At 61.2% G+C, this 16,017-nt stretch carries 15 protein-coding genes; 8 read left to right on the top strand and 7 right to left on the bottom strand.

Annotation, left to right across the window (positions count from 1 at the left end; genetic code table 11):
* Window positions 1-405: 405 nt before the first annotated feature.
* The 3 genes from ACU8HS_RS13790 (at window position 406) to ACU8HS_RS13780 (ending at window position 3,855) form a co-directional block, all read left to right on the top strand.
* Window positions 406-1,620, top strand: a complete 1,215-nt coding sequence (locus ACU8HS_RS13790) for an alpha/beta hydrolase (RefSeq protein WP_447014568.1) — start codon at window positions 406-408, stop codon at window positions 1,618-1,620.
* A gap of 242 nt (window positions 1,621-1,862) precedes the next feature.
* Window positions 1,863-2,867 carry a formylglycine-generating enzyme family protein gene (locus ACU8HS_RS13785; protein WP_447015907.1) on the top strand — a complete coding sequence of 335 codons (1,005 nt, stop codon included), beginning with the start codon at window positions 1,863-1,865 and terminating at the stop codon, window positions 2,865-2,867.
* Entirely contained in the window at window positions 2,842-3,855 is a 1,014-nt protein-coding gene (locus ACU8HS_RS13780) for an HAD family hydrolase (protein WP_447014567.1), read from the top strand. The genes ACU8HS_RS13785 and ACU8HS_RS13780 overlap by 26 nt, the downstream gene beginning before the upstream one ends.
* Window positions 3,856-3,875: 20 nt before the next feature.
* Here the strand turns inward: ACU8HS_RS13780 and ACU8HS_RS13775 are convergent, their stop codons facing one another.
* From ACU8HS_RS13775 to ACU8HS_RS13760, 4 genes are all read right to left on the bottom strand, one after another.
* Window positions 3,876-4,658, bottom strand: a complete 783-nt coding sequence (locus ACU8HS_RS13775; RefSeq protein ID WP_447014566.1) for an outer membrane protein — start codon at window positions 4,656-4,658, stop codon at window positions 3,876-3,878.
* A gap of 124 nt (window positions 4,659-4,782) precedes the next feature.
* The gene (locus ACU8HS_RS13770) at window positions 4,783-6,510 is read right to left on the bottom strand and encodes a hypothetical protein (protein ID WP_447014565.1); all 1,728 of its coding nucleotides are present in this window, start codon (window positions 6,508-6,510) and stop codon (window positions 4,783-4,785) included.
* A gap of 137 nt (window positions 6,511-6,647) precedes the next feature.
* The gene (locus tag ACU8HS_RS13765) at window positions 6,648-6,881 is read right to left on the bottom strand and encodes a hypothetical protein (RefSeq protein ID WP_447014564.1); all 234 of its coding nucleotides are present in this window, start codon (window positions 6,879-6,881) and stop codon (window positions 6,648-6,650) included.
* A 295-nt stretch (window positions 6,882-7,176) separates the two neighbouring features.
* Entirely contained in the window at window positions 7,177-8,976 is a 1,800-nt protein-coding gene (locus tag ACU8HS_RS13760) for a hypothetical protein (RefSeq protein ID WP_447014563.1), read from the bottom strand.
* Window positions 8,977-9,238: 262 nt separating this feature from the next.
* Here ACU8HS_RS13760 and ACU8HS_RS13755 point away from each other — a divergent pair, with 262 nt between their 5' ends.
* Both ACU8HS_RS13755 and ACU8HS_RS13750 read left to right on the top strand, forming a co-directional pair.
* A complete protein-coding gene (locus ACU8HS_RS13755) occupies window positions 9,239-9,706 on the top strand; it encodes a hypothetical protein (protein ID WP_112563107.1) in 468 nt (155 codons plus the stop codon).
* Between the two features lie 35 nt (window positions 9,707-9,741).
* A complete protein-coding gene (locus tag ACU8HS_RS13750; protein ID WP_447014562.1) occupies window positions 9,742-10,233 on the top strand; it encodes a CYTH domain-containing protein in 492 nt (163 codons plus the stop codon).
* A 4-nt stretch (window positions 10,234-10,237) separates the two neighbouring features.
* On the opposite strand, the gene ACU8HS_RS13745 is transcribed toward ACU8HS_RS13750, so the two are convergent.
* From ACU8HS_RS13745 to ACU8HS_RS13735, 3 genes are read right to left on the bottom strand one after another with little or no spacing between them, the layout of a single operon-like run.
* Window positions 10,238-11,176, bottom strand: coding sequence for a DUF2950 family protein (locus ACU8HS_RS13745; RefSeq protein WP_447014561.1), 939 nt, complete (start codon window positions 11,174-11,176; stop codon window positions 10,238-10,240).
* 28 nt (window positions 11,177-11,204) lie between these two features.
* Entirely contained in the window at window positions 11,205-12,590 is a 1,386-nt protein-coding gene (locus tag ACU8HS_RS13740) for a DUF3300 domain-containing protein (RefSeq protein ID WP_447015906.1), read from the bottom strand.
* Window positions 12,591-12,631: 41 nt separating this feature from the next.
* On the bottom strand, window positions 12,632-12,946 hold the full coding sequence (locus ACU8HS_RS13735) for a hypothetical protein (protein WP_112704779.1): 315 nt from the start codon (window positions 12,944-12,946) through the stop codon (window positions 12,632-12,634).
* A gap of 228 nt (window positions 12,947-13,174) precedes the next feature.
* Here ACU8HS_RS13735 and ACU8HS_RS13730 point away from each other — a divergent pair, with 228 nt between their 5' ends.
* From ACU8HS_RS13730 to ppk2, 3 genes are read left to right on the top strand one after another with little or no spacing between them, the layout of a single operon-like run.
* Window positions 13,175-13,423 carry a hypothetical protein gene (locus ACU8HS_RS13730; RefSeq protein WP_113413475.1) on the top strand — a complete coding sequence of 83 codons (249 nt, stop codon included), beginning with the start codon at window positions 13,175-13,177 and terminating at the stop codon, window positions 13,421-13,423.
* A gap of 10 nt (window positions 13,424-13,433) precedes the next feature.
* Window positions 13,434-15,152 carry a SulP family inorganic anion transporter gene (locus ACU8HS_RS13725; RefSeq protein ID WP_447014560.1) on the top strand — a complete coding sequence of 573 codons (1,719 nt, stop codon included), beginning with the start codon at window positions 13,434-13,436 and terminating at the stop codon, window positions 15,150-15,152.
* A 17-nt stretch (window positions 15,153-15,169) separates the two neighbouring features.
* Window positions 15,170-16,012 carry a polyphosphate kinase 2 gene (gene ppk2, locus ACU8HS_RS13720; protein WP_112563119.1) on the top strand — a complete coding sequence of 281 codons (843 nt, stop codon included), beginning with the start codon at window positions 15,170-15,172 and terminating at the stop codon, window positions 16,010-16,012.
* Window positions 16,013-16,017: the final 5 nt, after the last annotated feature.

Raw genomic sequence — 16,017 nt, 5'->3', positions numbered from 1 at the left:
TCCAAAAACAAAAAAGCTGCTGACCAAAAATGTCGTCCGAAGGAGACGCCAGTTTCAGATCAGCAGCTTTGCTATGAGACGCCCGCCGTTGGACGCTATGCCAGTTGCCCGCAGCAACCGGAATTGCGGCAGCAAGAACCATGCCAAGCCAGGATATTGCTGAAAAGACTGAGATTTCTCGACTGCCGCCCCGCATCCGCAACCCGCTGCCGTGAAAATCGGCAGTCACCAGACCGCGCCCGCCCAGCGTTTAGGCAAAACGTCGGTTGGCAGGAAACCCATTTCGTCGTCAACATCGGCAAACAGCAGAGAGCACGAAGACGCGCAGCGTAAATTTACTGTTGCGTACTTACGCACAGATCGGCGGCGCCTATTGTCCCCGGTCTGGAACCTGGTGGGACCTTGATGAGGACGTTGCCTGCTTTCGCCGTATTGCTGTCGCTTTGCTCCTGCGGACATCCAAGTGGCGTGATGACGCCGGTCGCGCTCACCGCGCCCGGTCCGAAGACATCACAGGTCGAGATGCTGGTGGCGACGACACGTCAGCCTTCCGGCGATCCCGCGACGCTTTTCAATGGCGAACGCAGCCCGAAACCCTATCTGACCGACATTGCCGTATCCATCCCGCCAAAACGCGCTGCCGGCACCGTGCAGTGGCCCAAGCGGCTGCCGCCGAACCCGGCGACCGATTTTGCCGTCACCCATGTCGAACATCTCGAAACGCGGGCGGAGGGCCGCGCCTGGTTCAACCAGCACCTCAAAGATGGCCACGCACTCGTATTCGTGCATGGTTTCAACAACAAATACGAGGATTCCGTTTTCCGTCTTGCCCAGATTGTCCACGACAGCGGCATGGACGCGACACCGGTTCTCTTCACCTGGCCGTCGCGCGCGCGGCTGACGGCCTACGAATACGACAAGGAAAGCACGAACTATTCGCGCACGGCGCTCGAACAGGCATTGCGCATTCTCGCGCAGGACCCGGGCGTCAAGGATATCACCATCCTTGCCCATTCCATGGGAACCTGGCTTGCCATGGAATCCCTGCGCCAGATGGGCATCCGCGATGGTCACGTGAACCCGAAGATCCGTGACGTCATTCTTGCTTCGCCCGATATCGACATACAGGTCTTCGCCAAACAGTTCGTGGAGATGGGCACGCCCCACCCGAAATTCACGATCTTCGTTTCGCAGGACGATCGGGCTCTGGCGGTGTCCAGCCTTATCACCGGAAAAGTATCCCGGCTCGGCGCAATCGATCCGTCCAAGGAGCCATATCGCAGCCGGCTGGAGGAAGCAGGCATTACCGCGATCGACCTGACCGAGGTCAAGACCGGGGACAGCCTGAACCACGGCAAGTTCGCCGAAAGCCCCGAAATCGTCCAGCTGATCGGCCAGCGCCTGATGACGGGCCAGACCCTGACGGACTCCAATATCACCTTTGGCGAAGGCGTTGCCGCGGTGGTCGGCGGTACGGCCCAGACAGTCGGCAAGGTCGCGGGAACGGCGGTGGCCGCCCCTCTGACGATCATCGAACAGCCGTCGCGCACCGCGGCAAGACCAGCGAATGTCGAGGATACGCTTCGCGCCGACCCGCAATCCAAACCGCTGACCAATTGACCGACCGGTTTACGGGCAGAGGTTACGGGAACGATCAGGGCTGTCGCCGCTCAATCCGGTCGCCGCTGACGGAAGAAATGTTACCTGCGCCCGAACCGCCCTGCCGCTTCCCTGCCCGGAAAACGGAGCGATCGTGCTGGCGTGCGGCAGCCCGTGCCGTAACGGTGCGCGCATTTACGGTAATTTACTTCCGTCCCTTTCGCTTACGCGCGAAGCTTTCGGCTCACACCCCGGAGGCGATGATGGCACTGGCATTCGACGATGGGCGGTCCCCAGGCACGGCGCCCGAAGGCATGATCTGGATCCCCGGCCGGACCTTCACGATGGGCTCGGACAAGCACTATCCCGAAGAGGCGCCTGCCCATCCGGTAAGGGTGGATGGCTTCTGGATCGACGAGATCCCCGTCACGAACCGCAGGTTCATGGAATTCGTCAAGGCAACGGGTTACGTCACCTTTGCCGAAAAAGCGCCGGAAGCGAAGGATTATCCCGGCGCAAAACCGGAAATGCTGCGCGCCGGATCGCTCGTCTTCTTTCAGCCGAAGACCGTGAACGGACCTGATATTACCCAATGGTGGACCTTCAAGTTCGGTGCGAACTGGCGCCGGCCGCTCGGCGGCCTGAGCGATCTGCGCGGCAAGCTCGACCACCCCGTCGTGCACGTCGCCTGGTGCGATGCCAAAGCCTACGCGGATTGGGCAGGCATGGATCTGCCGACCGAGGCCGAATGGGAGCTTGCAGCCCGCGGCGGTCTCGACGATGCGGAATTCGCCTGGGGCGACGAGTTGATGCCAGGTGGCGTCCCCATGGCCAATACCTGGCAGGGCACCTTTCCCGTGAAATCCACGAAGGCGAAAGGCCACGAGCGGACCTCGCCCGTCCGCAGCTTCCCGCCGAACGGTTACGGCCTCTACGACATGATCGGCAATGTCTGGGAATGGACGATGGACTACTGGTCCGATCGCCATCCGCAACCGGTGGCAAAAGCCTGCTGCATTCCAGACAACCCGCGTGGCGGGGGCATGGAGGCGAGCTACGATGCGCGCCAGCCCGGCATCCGCATTCCGCGTCGTGTGCTCAAGGGCGGCTCGCATCTGTGCGCCCCGAACTATTGCCGCCGCTATCGTCCGGCCGCCCGCCATGCGGAGCCGGAGGATACGTCGACCAGCCATCTCGGCTTCCGCTGCATCAAGCGAGTGTCCGCAGCAAAGGAGGATGTCCATGCGAAGGTCCACGCAAGCCATTGACGTCAGTCTTGCCTCCGTTGCCGTCGCCCTCATCCTGCTGATCGCGGCGGCATGGAACCCCGTCTTCGCGCAGGAGCCGCTGCCTTCCTGGAACGACACGCCGGCCAAGGCCCGTATCTTGGATTTCGTCAAGGCGACCGTCACGGAGGGCGGCAACGGCTACGTTGCCCCCTCGGACCGTATTGCCGTCTTCGACAATGACGGCACGCTCTGGTCCGAGCAGCCCTATTACACCCAGCTCGGCTTTGTGCTCGACCGGGTCAAGGCGCTGGCGCCCCGACATCCCGAATGGAAAACAAAGGAGCCTTTCAAGAGCGTTCTTGCCGGCGACATGAAAGGCATCGCGCGCGGCGGGGAAAAGGGCATCGTCGACCTCGTGATGGCGACACACGCCGGCATGACCACCGAAGAATTCAGCAAAACCGTCTCTGACTGGTTTGCGACCGCAAAACACCCCAGGACGGGAAAGCCCTATACCGAAATGACCTACGTGCCGATGCGCGAATTGCTCGATTATCTCAGGGCCAATGGCTTCAGCACTTACATCGTTTCGGGCGGCGGGGTGGAATTCATGCGGCCGGTGACGGAACGGATCTACGGCATCCCGCCCGAACAGGTGGTCGGCAGCACCATCGCAACGCAATATGATCTGGTCGGCGACGTCCCGGTTCTCAAACGCCTGCCGAAGATCGATTTCATCGACGACGGTCCCGGCAAGCCCGTGGGCATCAACAAGTTCATCGGCGCGCGGCCGATCTTCGTCGCCGGCAATTCCGACGGCGATTACGAGATGATGCGCTGGACGACGGCAGGCGAAGGTCCGAGCTTCGCCATGCTGGTGCACCATACGGACGCCGATCGTGAATATGCCTATGACCGGGAGTCGGCCTTCGGAAAACTGGACAAGGCATTGGACGAGGCCGAACGGCGGAACTGGCTGGTAGTCGACATGAAGCGCGACTGGAAGACGATTTTCGCCTTTCAGTAGCCTCGCTGCCGGTTATCGCTTTAGAAGTGGAAGACCACGCCCAGGATCGGTCCGTGCTCGACGATATCGTTGGTCAGCGTATCGTCGCTGTAGTTCACGCCGAGAGCGCGATAGCCGGCAACAGCGGAAATGGCGTCGTTCCATTTGTAGCCGATACCCCCCATCACGTCCCAGTCGAGATCGGCACCGCCAGCACCGATCAGACCCCACCCGGTCAGATAGACCGAGGGTGTAATCGAGTACATCCCCCTGAGACCCGCCATGGCATCGACCCAGGTGGCATCGTCTTTGCCCGACACGCCATCCAGCGGTCCTCCGGCAAAGGAAATCGTCGTTTCCGTATACCAGATCTTGACGCCGCCGATGACATCGAGACGGCCCTGGGGTTCGTCAATCACGGCGTAGCCCGCGCCGATCATCGCCGCGAAGGTTTCCTGCTTCAGGTCGACCTCGTTGGCCAATAGGCGACGCGGCGTGGCGGAATCGGTCGTCACCCGGACATAGGTGATATCGGTCACGATGCTGAAGCGGTCGTAGCGTGCGTCCCCCGCTGCCATGAAGGCAAAATCGAGATCCGAGAGAATGTCGCCGAAACTCTCGTCGACATGAACCTCCGGAAGGCCGAAAACGCCGGCGTCGCCGGTGATCCCGGCGGCCCAGAAATAGGGCGACAGCGAAAAGGTCCACTTATCGGGATCGGCCGGCTGCGGCTGAGGCGCCAGAACAGGAGCGATATCGGCGGCATGAGACATGACTGGCACGGCCAGAATGGCCGCGGACAACAACAGCACGGTGCTTCGCATCAAAAATCCCTCTGCTGACCCACGAAATTGGCATCCCCCGTCCCAATAGGACACATCTGCCGCGTCGAACGGAAGTAAGTTACCGTAAACGTCAACGTAAACGCTTCCGTAAGCACTGCTTCATTTACGACCGAGGCCCAGCGGCGGCGACCTTGAAATCGGCCCCGGCCTTGACCAGCCCCAACTTGATATCCGTCGCCAGCTGGGGGTCCAGCCGTGCCTGCGCCATCCGCTGCTCGAAGGTTCTGCCGAAGTCAGGGACACCTGTCGCAATTTCGGCAAGACGAGATCCCGCGCCCTCCGATCCGAGCTGTCCCAAAGCCGCGGCACGGATCGCGCCCGTCAGGAAATCGCCGGAACTGACCTGCTCGACAAGCAGGGAAGCCTCGGAATAATCACCGGTCCGATAGGCCTCGAGCGCGAGAACCAGCATCGCATTGCGTGGGACAGTATCGACCGATCGGCCGGCATCCTGGGCCATTGCCACACCGGCCTCCCGATAACCCGCAGAATAGAGGATGATCGCCAGGTTTGCCGCTGTCTCGGGATTGTGGGGGTTGAGCGCAATCGCCCGATTTCCGGTCTGGATTGCCGCTTCCGACCTGCCATCGGCAAATTGCGCATTCATCAAGGCGATCTGCGCCCGATCAGACAGCGGCGCGAGAGAAACCGCCCTCTTTGCGGTTTCCAAAGCTTTCGCCGTGGCGGTCGGATCCGGCATATCCGTGGCCAACAGGCCCTGCGACATGAGTGCGAGCGCATCGGGATCGTCAGGCGCTGCGGCAAGGGTCTTTCCGAGACAATGCTGAAATTTCCTGGCGATATCCGGGTCGGCTTCGTCCAGCGCGTATTCCATCCTGATGACGCAGGCATTGCCGATATCGCTGTCGTTGCCGGCCTGCATCTCGACCATGTTGATGGCACCGCGGCCGGAGGCAAGCCTCCTTGCAAGCCGATCGGTGATTTCTTCCCTGACCGCGGCATGGCTGCTGCCGCTGATATCGAACCGCTCGACACCGGCCCTCAGGAGATTTCCAGAACCTTTGTCGACAAGCTGCCACCAGATGCTGCGATCGTCCCCGTCCCCGTAATATTTGATGTCGAGATCGTAGCTCCGTGACGACGAAGCCGCCTTGTCGGCAAGACCGGGAGTGGCCTTCGCGACCGTCAGCGTCTGAAATTGCGTAAAGGCTGCAAGCAGCATATCGCGCGTGACGCTCGCCTCTCCTCTCATCCCGGCATCCATGCCCTCCATGGAGACGTAGACCGTCGGGCGAACCGTGAGAACGGGCGACGCGGGAAAGACAGCAAGCCCACCGCCTGCAAGCAGGCAAGCGCCGATTGCAACCGCAAGTGCCGGCTTCCACCGGGGCCGGCTGCCGGTCACCACGCGCTCCTCTTTCGGCGGCCCTTCCGCATTGTTGACGTCCGATCCGGCATCGCCGGCCAAGACTTCGTCCTCCCCGGCATCGTCGGGCTCGAGCGGCGGCGGATTCTTCGGGAAAAGCGCTATATACATTCCCTTGGGAATGTGGATCGAAATTTCGCGGTCGGTGCCGAATGCCTCGTAGTAAGCGTGCAGACCGCTGCGCAACCGGCTTATCTCGATGCGGACGATCGGATCGTTTGCAGCGTCGAACCCACTCGGTCTTCCAAGCACGTCGAGTGCAATAGCATAGGCCTTGACGTTGCCGTCGTATCCATCGAAACGGCGTTCCGCCAGATATTTCAGGATGTCGCGCTGCCTTGCAGTCACCCTGAATCTTGGATCGTCAAGAAGTCGTTCCAGTTCCTCCCTCGCCACCGCCGTCGATACTTCGCAGTCCCTCAAGTCGTGTATCTCAGCACCCATGGCCGCCTCGCACGCTTTGATTTAGCTAAAGTAGATTCAACTAAAGTAGCAAGGTAAGCTTATTGCCTAAAAAACGAAAAGTTGCAACACGAGCCGCCGACAAAACCGATACGGGTCGGTGGCCGCACGGCTCGGCCTCAATCCGTCAAAGGCGAAGTCGTGTCGAGAAGGTGACGAATGATATCGCTCTCGATTTCGGCACAAAGCGCAGTGTATTCGTCCGCCAACGTTCTCGATTGCGGATCGCCGCGTTTCATGAAGCGCTCAAGCGCGAAGCTCGCCTCTTCGTAAGCTTCCAGGAGGTCGTTCAGCGCGGAGGACCGGGACGCGGCAATCTGCAGACGCCCGCGCAGCGCCGGAAGTTTCAGCATGAGTCTCCATAGACCGAGCTGCGCGGCATCGGCGCCGCCGCTGTCGGCCCTGCCCCGTTTTCCCATCGACGCCGCGCCTCCCGACAAAAGCAATGGCGAAGACTATGCGGACCACGGCCCCTCAAGGAAGTACGCAACGGTAAACGCTGCGGGATTTACGCTCGGGCGGCCGCCTTTACGGCTGCGTTGCGCGCAACTTACCGCCCCCGGACGACCGATCATGTTCCGCCACAGACGCGCGGACGATCCGATATCGAGCGCCGGTATGCAGCAACCGCCATGCAGTATTTTCATTCTAGTCCGCGGGCGCTTTCTCACCCGGGACGATCAGGCCTGCGGCCTCCAGCCCGACAAAAAACCGCTTCTGGTCCTCGGCGCGCGCCAGCCGCCTGACGACCTCCCGCCTGATATTCGGGACGAGTGCCGGCGATCGGGTTTCGATCCAGTCGATCTGTTCCTTTGCGTCAACCGTCTTTCCAAGAGAGCCAAGAATTGAAAGCAGGACAAGGCGGTGCATCGGATTGTAGTTCAGATCCGACATGCGCGCCCATAGTTCCGCCGCCTCGGCATCGCCGCGCATGAAGGCGCAGAGCGCCATGCCGACTTCGTAATATCCGTGCGGGCCGGCATTCCGGCTGACGGCTCGCGAAATCAGCTCGCAGCCCCTGTCCCAGTTTCCCGACATCGACAGGCGCAAGCCGTATTCGCCCGCGACTTCCGTATCGTTTGGATTGCTTGCATAGGCAGCCTCGCCGGCACGCAACGACTCCGTCGTGTCATTGGCGAAGAAATGGGCGAGCATCAGCGCCTGCAAAGCCCGCGCATTCGTGGGGTCAAGCCGCACCGCGCGTTCGGCAAGCTCCCTGGCAATGTTTAGCGTATCGGCGGTCGGCTTCGAATTCAGCTGATAGGGAAAGCGGAACAGGTCCAGATAGGTCAGCGAAAGGAAAGCCGCGAGATTGGAATCTCCAGGCCTCTTTTCGGCGGCCTGCTGCAGGCAGGATTGCGCCACCGCATGCGCTTGCGCGGTCATTTCGCTGCGGTAGCTGTAATAGGACAATATGCACGAGAAGGGATCCGTGCGTCCGGCAATATTGGCGGTATTGATCTTGAACATGACGCCGAACGGACGCGCGACCGCCGTCGCGATATCTTCGGCGAGGCTTGCCTGCGTTTTCAGGACATCCTGAACCTTCATATCCGCATCGTAATTGTTGGCCCAGATGACCACTCCGTCTGCCCGGCGCACGAGTCTCGCCGTCGAACGCAATGTGTTGCCCTCCAGTCGCACGCTTCCCTGAAGGGCGTAGAGCGGCTCCGAAGAGGCCTGAGCCTCCCTGCTCTGAGGCAGGCGAGCGACCACGACGACGTCCTTGAAGGGGATGAGCCTTTCGATGACACTATCGGTGATGCCCCGAGAGATGTCGGATGCAAGGGCACCCTCGGGAGCGCTGTCGAAAGTTTCGACGACGATGGTCGGGCGATTGGCAGTTGCCAAGGTCTCGTGGCCGGCAGTGAACGGCCCGGCGTAGTAAAATATCGCCACGGCGACGGCAGAGGCAAACACGGCGGTTGCCGCAAGGAGCCATTTTCCAGGCCGTGACAGAGGCCATTTCGTCCTGTCCGTGCCGACCATGTCGCCCGTGAGATCGACCTGCTGGCTTGCCTCCGGCGAAGTGGACGACCGGCCGGACTGTTCCGAAGGCCCCGTCTCCACGGTATCGGCATTTTGCCGGATGTCGAACACGGGCACATAACCGCCTCTGGGAACTGTGATGACGATCCGGTCGCCGCTGCCGGCGGTGAGATAATAGTGTTCCAGTTCCCTCCTCAACCGTCCCGCCTCGATGCGAACGCAGGGATCCTGCTGGGCATCGAAATGCGCATCTCTGCCGAAAACCGCCTGCGCGATCGTGAAGGCCTTAAGATATTCCCGCCGGCCGGCAAGCGTTTCGGTCACGATGAATTCGAGGAATCGTCTCGCCCGCTCGGGGAGACGAAATTCCGGGCTGGACAGAATCTGCTCGAGCTGCCGCTCCACCTCCTGCTGGGATGGGATGGCGCCACCAGCCCTGTCAACGCCTGCGTTTGTCATGGGCTCCCCCAAAAGGTCCCGATTGCAAACAACCTGCAGGGTACCGGGCCGGACGATAGACCCGAGCGGGCGCAACGGCAACGCAATTCAGTCGGAATTGCTAATTAAGGCAACTCGAACGAAAGGAATCCCGTCTGCCGGACAGGTCCTGATATGTTCCCGCCCGCGTAGGATACCGTATCCTACCGAAGCGGACGTGTATTTTACTGCCTTCATGCGATCGCGCGCTCTATCATCTCCAGGCATATTGGAGGAGACGGCGATGACATCACCTGAGACGTCCACACCCCAACCCATGACAAGCGCAGAGGATCTGCGCAAACGAGCTCTGGAACTCCAGCTCCTGGAAATGGAGCGCAACGAAAAGATCAAGGCGCGTGAGGCAAAGAAACATGCCGAATTCGTCGAGGATTTTTTCCGCAAACAGATCGGAGAAACGGAGCGGGCCGTCATCAAGCGGCTGGTCATGAAGGCCGCTGCAGAAGGCAAATACGAGGCACTGATCTACAGTTTTCCCTCGACATTCTGCACGGACAGCGGACGCGCCATCAACAACAACCTGCCCGGATGGCAGAAGACGCTGCAGGGAAAGGCAAAAGAACTTCTCGAACTGTTTGAGGAAGTCGCCAAACCGCAAGGCTACGGTCTCAAGGCCATGATCATCAACTTTCCCGATGGCATGCCGGGGGATGTCGGCTTCTTCCTCACCTGGGAACCGCCGGTCGACTGACCGGCACCCGCAGGCATGAGCGAAGGAGTACCGAATTGAAAGCGACGGAGATCGAGCGAAAGTTCCTCGTCCGCAACGACGGATGGCGCGCAAACGCCGGCCCGCCGAACGTCCTCCGGCAGGCCTATCTTTGCGACCGGGATCAGAACTCCATACGCGTTCGCCTGATTGACGGGCGCTCTGCGCGCCTGACGATCAAAATCCGCAGGCCAGGCCTTGCCCGGGAGGAATTCGAGTATGCGATTCCGGTCGATGAGGCCCGCGACCTGCTGCTGCATGCGGCCGGCCATGTCATTGAAAAGACCCGCTACCGCGTTCTCCATGACGGCAGGAGTTGGGATGTGGATGTCTTTGCCGGCGCCTACGAGGGGCTGACGCTCGCCGAGATCGAAATGGCGAGCGAAGACGAGCAGCCGGACCTGCCGCAATGGCTGGGGCGCGAGGTCACTGGCAAGAGGCGCTATTCGAACCGCGCGATGGCGGCTGCCCTGTGCGCATCGCCGGCGCTGCGGGACGCCGGCGGCTGAAATCCTATTCGCTTACCACGGTCCAGCTGGCATCCGGATTGAAATCCTTAATCGCCGCCGCGCGTGCCTCCGTTTCCGGTCCCAGATCACGCTGGTAGATAACGCTCGTGCCATTGACCATGAACGTCTGAACGCCGGTCACTCGATATTTGACCGGCCAGGCGATCAGCGCAAAGCCGCCGGTCATGTAGCCGTTGACGACATAGCTTTGCTTGCCGCCGAGCACGTTGTCTCCCTGGGATGTCAGAATCCGGTAGCGATAGCCGAAATAGCCCTCGCCACGTTTGGCCGCCCCAAAGGCGGCCGTCTCGACCAGCGCGCTTGCCGGGCTTTCCTCGGGATAGACGTTCGGCTCCCAGTACAGGCCATCGAGCTTGCCCGGACTGCTGATCAGCTTCCTGGCGAACTCGTAGATGCCGTCGCCGTCGCGATCGGCGGACGCATATTGGTACTGCGCCGCCACATACTCATGCATCGTGTCGATGGTGGCGAGTTCGTTTTCGCCGATGCGGCGATTGACGATCTCTTCGAGGCCGCGCTCGGTGTCAAAGGACCATTTGCCGTCCTTGTCCTCGATCAGGGGAAAAGGCAGCGGCCAGAGCCGATCTCCGATCGCCACGATCGTTGCGCCGTCGAAATCCCGCAAAACCGCCTGCCGTTCGGCACCCTCGCGGATCAATCCGTAGGCGGTCATCGCCTCGTTGCTGGCACGCAGCTTGTCCGCCCTGAGGCCGAGCAGGGTGGCGAGATCGTCGATATTGCCGGAACCCAGCACCGATTTCAGTTTGTCGAGCGCAAGCTGCGGACTGTCGAATTTCGGTGAGGACGTTGCCGCCCTGTATTCGGCAAGATCGGTCTGCACTTGCGAAAGCGCCGGCGCAACCGGCATTGCACAAAACACTGCCGCAAACACAAGCGGAATTGCCGTCGGTTGACGTCTCATGATGTAACTCCCTGAACTTGAAAAGGCCTCATCGCCGTCTGCCGCCACCACCGCGGCCCCCTCCTCCGGACGGGCGCGGCCGGTGCTGGACAGGACGAGCCGACTGGCGATGGGCGCCCATGCTCTGCGCTCCCCGTTTCGAGGCGACAGCCTCACGGCGACCGGACTGGACATTGCCGAGCGCGCTTGGCTGGCGTCCGCGATTGTCCGCTCTGGCGGCCATCTGCGGTTTGTTGGACCGCTTCACGGCGGACTTCTGCGCTGGCTTGGACGGGCGGTTCGCTGCCTTCTGAGGACGCGCCTCGGGCCGGGATGCGGCCGGCCGATTGGCCGCCGCCGGCCTGTTTGCCGCTGCCGGCCTGTTTGCCTGCGGCCTGTCCTTCAGGCGTTGCGCCGTGCTCTTGCGGATATCGTCCGCGCGCGCCGAATTGGCGCGATTGCCGGGCCTCTGGCTCGCCTGGATATCCTTGGCCCTGTTGCGCAACTGGTTGCGATTGTCGGCCTGCAGGCCGGATTTGATCGCCGACCGGTCCAGCTTCGAAAGCTGGTCCTTGCCGATGCTCAGTTTGCTGCGGTCGACATTGCTCCAGTCGACGTCGTTCCACTTCAGCTTCCCGTTGAAATCGCGATCGTTCAGGCAATTGTTGCAGTCGATGTCGATATCGCCGTCCCAGCGGCCGCCCCAGACACCCCAGTCATCCCAGTTGACGATGGCGGCCCAGGCAAGCCCGGTCACAGCAGCGGCAAAGAAGGTTGCGCCGGGGTAATAGTAGCTGTCGTAATAATCGGGATAATAGGAGATCGGCTCTGACGCATAACCGGGCTCATAAAGCATTTCCGGCGGATATTGCGGGATATAGATCTTTTCCGGATCGGTCGGCCGGATGATGATGTTGTCGTTCTCGGTGACGACCGTCACCTTGTCATCCGTCTTGATGATATTCTTCTCCACCGCTTCGTCGCGAAGCTGCTGGATGGCGATCAGGACGTCCTTCTGCTGGTTGGTAAGCGCGTCGGCGAGCGATTGGGTCCAGTCGAGGTCCTCGCTCATCATCTTGACGATATCCGGGTAGTTCAGCAGGGAAACGACGCTGCCGTCCCAATCGCTCTTGGGCTTGAGATCGGAGTTCTTCTTCTTCGCCTCCAGGAAGCGCTGTGCCTCAACGACCTGAAGGGGAAAGAGCGATGCCGCTGAAATTGCCGCAACGAGCTCGTCGGGATAGAGCGCGATGCGCGCCACGAGCACTTCAAGCTCGTCATCGGATAGAAGCGTTGCCGCCGGCTCGCCGGCACTCGCCTGTGCGGGTGCCGGTGCCGGAATGGGAACCTGGGCTCGCGCCGGAAGGGCAGGCTGCAATGCAATGATTGCCAGCACCGAGAATCCCCCAAGCAGTTTGCGGGAAATTGCTTTCATCACGCATGGACCTCCCTTGGGTCATTGAATGGCAGCTGCGCTCATGGAGATTTCGGGCCGGTTCGCGGAGACTGCCTGAGCACGACGATTTTCGATTGGGCGATCGCCTCCCCCATCTCTTTCAGCAGTGCGTCGACGAGACCCGCATATTCCAGCTGGCGTGCGTCCCGAATTGGTTCCGGCAACCGCTCGACATGCGCTAGGGCCTCCGCGGCGGCAGCCAGATCCTCACACATGCTGTGAAAGGGCTCACTCACATAAAAAAGCCGCTGCACCAGCCGCTTCTGGTCGGGGAAATAGGTCTCTGCCGTCTCAAGGGCGGACAAGAATGTCGAACCTTGCTCTCCCGACATCATCCCCCCCGTTGTCAAACTGCGCTAAGCAGATGAGGAAATTATATAACAAGCGGATCGGCGGGAGACGTAAAATACGCGATCATACGTTAGCCGGCTTCCAAAACCCACGTGGATTCCGGGTGTAGGGGCTGGAATGGCAGTCCTTTGGCCGGTCCCGCCTCCTTGCCCTGCTGCAGAGGCAATCCCGCGCGACGGATATGCCCGTGATAGCGCGATAGAGACTACGCGATGCTACGGGCATCGGAGCCAAAACAAGCCTACTATTCCGCGCTGATAGCGATCGAACGGCTTGTCCGGACCAGCCGGAAGGGCGCGGCTGTGTTTCTCGACGGTTCTGCTTTGGGCGTGCTGATCTTTGTCGTCGTCATGCTGTTTTACGCTGCTGATCGAGGCCGCAATCTATCGCGATCGCGGCGGCGGCGTCTGCATCGCCGCAAGCGACGGCAAAACACCATGGGGCTCATGGTGAAAGCATAAGGAGGGAGCGGTGATAGGCAGTCTTCCGATGTTGCGAGGCTTGACCGGTTTCTACAGGAGCTGGCTCCGCAGCGACATCCCTGCGGGGCTGTCGATCGCCGCAGTCGGCCTGCCGAGCGCCATCGCTTATCCCGCTATCGCCGGCCTGCCGCCGGAGACCGGTATCTATGCCAGCATCGTCGCACCGATCGCCTATGCGATTTTCGGGCCGTCACGGCTGCTGATTGTCGGGCCGGACGCTGCGACGATGACCGTGCTTGCGGCTGCGATGGGCGCTATCGTCGCAGCCGATCCTGCCGCCGGCAACGACCGCGTCGCCATCGCGGCCGCTCTCGCCCTCGGGGTCGGCATCTGTTATATCGCCGCAAAATTGCTGAAGCTCGGCGTTCTCGCGAACTTCCTGTCCCGCCCAATTCTGGTCGGCTTCTTCGCCGGCGTCTCGCTCTCGATCCTGGTCGGCCAGATCGGCCGTTTCACAGGCGTGAAGATCGAATCCGACGGCCTGGTCCAACCCGTCGTCGAAATCCTTGCCAAAAGCGGCATGATCCACATGCCCTCGCTCATCCTCGGCCTCGCCATGTTCGCGCTGCTCTGGCTCGTCCGGGCCTTCCGCTTCAAGATTCCGGGTCCGGTGCTGGTCGTCGTCGTCTCCGTCGCCCTGTCTGCGATCTTCGACTTTCGGGGCCAGGGCATCGCAGTGGTTGGCGATATCCCGCGCGGGCTTCCCTCGCTCTCCCTGCCCGCTTTCCATCAGATGCCGCTCGACAAGATCGCTGCCGGTTCCGCGGCGATCTTCCTGGTGAGCTTTGGCGCCGGCATCGTGGCGGCACGCAGCTTCGGCTCGCGAACCGGCGAAGAGGTCGATGCCAATCAGGAACTGATCGGGCTCGGCGCCGCCAATATTGCGCCCGGACTCTTCGGTTCGTTTCCGGTCAGCGTATCGGATTCCCGAACGGCCATAAATCTATCGACGGGGGGCGTTTCGCAGGTTGCAGGATTGGTGTCGGCCGCCACCCTGGTCGCCGCCCTGGTTTTTCTTCACGCTGCGCTGCGCATCCTTCCGATCCCCGCACTTGCCGCGATCCTGGCAGCGGCGGCCATCAGCCTCATTGACGTCAACGAACTGAAGAAAATCTGGCACATCAGCCGCATGGAATTTCTCTTCGCGCTGATCGCCATGTGGGGCGCAATCAGCTTCGGCGTCCTCAACGGTGTCATCGTCGCGGTTGCGGCAACCTTCGCCTATCTGCTGCGGCAGACGATGTTTCCGCGTGACGGCCTTCTTGGCCGCATCGAAGGGCGGCACGGCTTCTTCGACCTTCAACGGTTCGCGGAAGCTCGCCCCGTTGCGGGTGCGGCCGTCTTCGCGATCCAGGGCAACATCCTGTTTTACAACGCCGATTACGTGCGCACGCGGCTCATCTCGACAGCAAGGGCGCTTCCCGCCGAAACCAGATGCCTGGTGCTGGATGCAAGCGCCATCACACATGTCGACAGCACCGGCGCAACCGCCCTCGAGGCCGTCGCCGAGATCCTTGCCAAACGGCATGTCATTTTCGCAATCGCCGATCTCAGCGAAGAAAGCCGCGGCGTGCTCGAACGCGCCGGCGTCATCAAGGCAATCGGCGCCCACAATCTTTTCAACGGCAGAGAGGAAGCCTTGCGGACGCTGATTGGCGATATCGACCAGATCGGCAATGCCGCGCCGGCAAACAATGCATCTGAGTGACAGGAGGAGGCAGAGCCATGGACGAGAATTACGAGCTGAAGCAGGCCGAGGGTGAGGCAAGCCGCGGCGGCAAGGACAAAAAGAAAAAGAAGCCGTGGGATTACGACAAGGAAATCGGGCGGCTGCAGGTGGAGCTTGCCCATCTGCAAGCCTGGGTGAAGAAATCCGGCGCAAGGATCGTCATCGTCTTCGAGGGACGTGACGCCGCCGGAAAGGGAGGCATGATCAAGCGGATAACCGAGAGGGTCAGTCCGCGTGTCTTCCGCGTCGTGGCGCTGCCGGCGCCGACCGAGCGCGAGAAATCGCAGATCTACATGCAGCGCTACATTGCCCACCTGCCGGCTGCCGGCGAAGTCGTGATATTCGACCGCAGCTGGTACAACCGCGCCGGCGTGGACCGCGTCATGGGCTTCTGCAGCGAGAAGAAAGCACAGCGTTTTCTTGAGCTTGCCCCCCGCTTTGAGGCAGCCATCGTCGAAAGCGGCGTCATCCTGCTCAAATATTTCCTGACCGTCAGCGAGGAAGAGCAGGAACGTCGCTTCCGGCGCCGGATCGACGACCCGCTGCGGCAGTGGAAGCTGAGCCCGATGGACGTCGAATCCTACCAGCGCTGGTGGGACTATACGCGTGCCTATGACGAGATGCTGCGGATGACCGACACCAATCACGCTCCGTGGTGGATCGTACCCTCGGACGACAAGAAACGCGCGCGGATCAACTGCATCTCGCACATCCTGCAGTCCATCCCCTACGAGCGGCTGAAATTTGACGAGCCCGATCTCGGCAAACGCCAGAAGCGGCCGGCCGACTTCATGGAGGATCGCAGCATCCGCCGTATCGTGCCCGACACAACGCCGTAGGCGGA

The organism is Rhizobium sp. KDH_Rht_773_N (genome assembly GCF_052946295.1).
The sequence above is the reverse complement of the archived record's forward strand: the minus strand, read 5'-3'. Positions and strand labels throughout refer to the sequence as shown.

Bases quoted from the DNA above. Each gene is read 5' to 3' on its own strand.
- ACU8HS_RS13775 (WP_447014566.1), bottom strand. From the start codon at position 4,658: ATGCGAAGCACCGTGCTGTTGTTGTCCGCGGCCATTCTGGCCGTGCCA.
- ACU8HS_RS13730 (WP_113413475.1), top strand. From the start codon at position 13,175: ATGCTACGGGCATCGGAGCCAAAACAAGCCTACTATTCCGCGCTGATA.
- ACU8HS_RS13785 (WP_447015907.1), top strand. From the start codon at position 1,863: ATGGCACTGGCATTCGACGATGGGCGGTCCCCAGGCACGGCGCCCGAA.
- ACU8HS_RS13745 (WP_447014561.1), bottom strand. From the start codon at position 11,176: ATGAGACGTCAACCGACGGCAATTCCGCTTGTGTTTGCGGCAGTGTTT.
- ACU8HS_RS13765 (WP_447014564.1), bottom strand. From the start codon at position 6,881: ATGCTGAAACTTCCGGCGCTGCGCGGGCGTCTGCAGATTGCCGCGTCC.
- ACU8HS_RS13780 (WP_447014567.1), top strand. From the start codon at position 2,842: ATGCGAAGGTCCACGCAAGCCATTGACGTCAGTCTTGCCTCCGTTGCC.
- ppk2 (WP_112563119.1), top strand. From the start codon at position 15,170: ATGGACGAGAATTACGAGCTGAAGCAGGCCGAGGGTGAGGCAAGCCGC.
- ACU8HS_RS13735 (WP_112704779.1), bottom strand. From the start codon at position 12,946: ATGATGTCGGGAGAGCAAGGTTCGACATTCTTGTCCGCCCTTGAGACG.
- ACU8HS_RS13790 (WP_447014568.1), top strand. From the start codon at position 406: ATGAGGACGTTGCCTGCTTTCGCCGTATTGCTGTCGCTTTGCTCCTGC.
- ACU8HS_RS13770 (WP_447014565.1), bottom strand. From the start codon at position 6,510: ATGGGTGCTGAGATACACGACTTGAGGGACTGCGAAGTATCGACGGCG.
- ACU8HS_RS13740 (WP_447015906.1), bottom strand. From the start codon at position 12,590: ATGAAAGCAATTTCCCGCAAACTGCTTGGGGGATTCTCGGTGCTGGCA.
- ACU8HS_RS13755 (WP_112563107.1), top strand. From the start codon at position 9,239: ATGACATCACCTGAGACGTCCACACCCCAACCCATGACAAGCGCAGAG.
- ACU8HS_RS13760 (WP_447014563.1), bottom strand. From the start codon at position 8,976: ATGACAAACGCAGGCGTTGACAGGGCTGGTGGCGCCATCCCATCCCAG.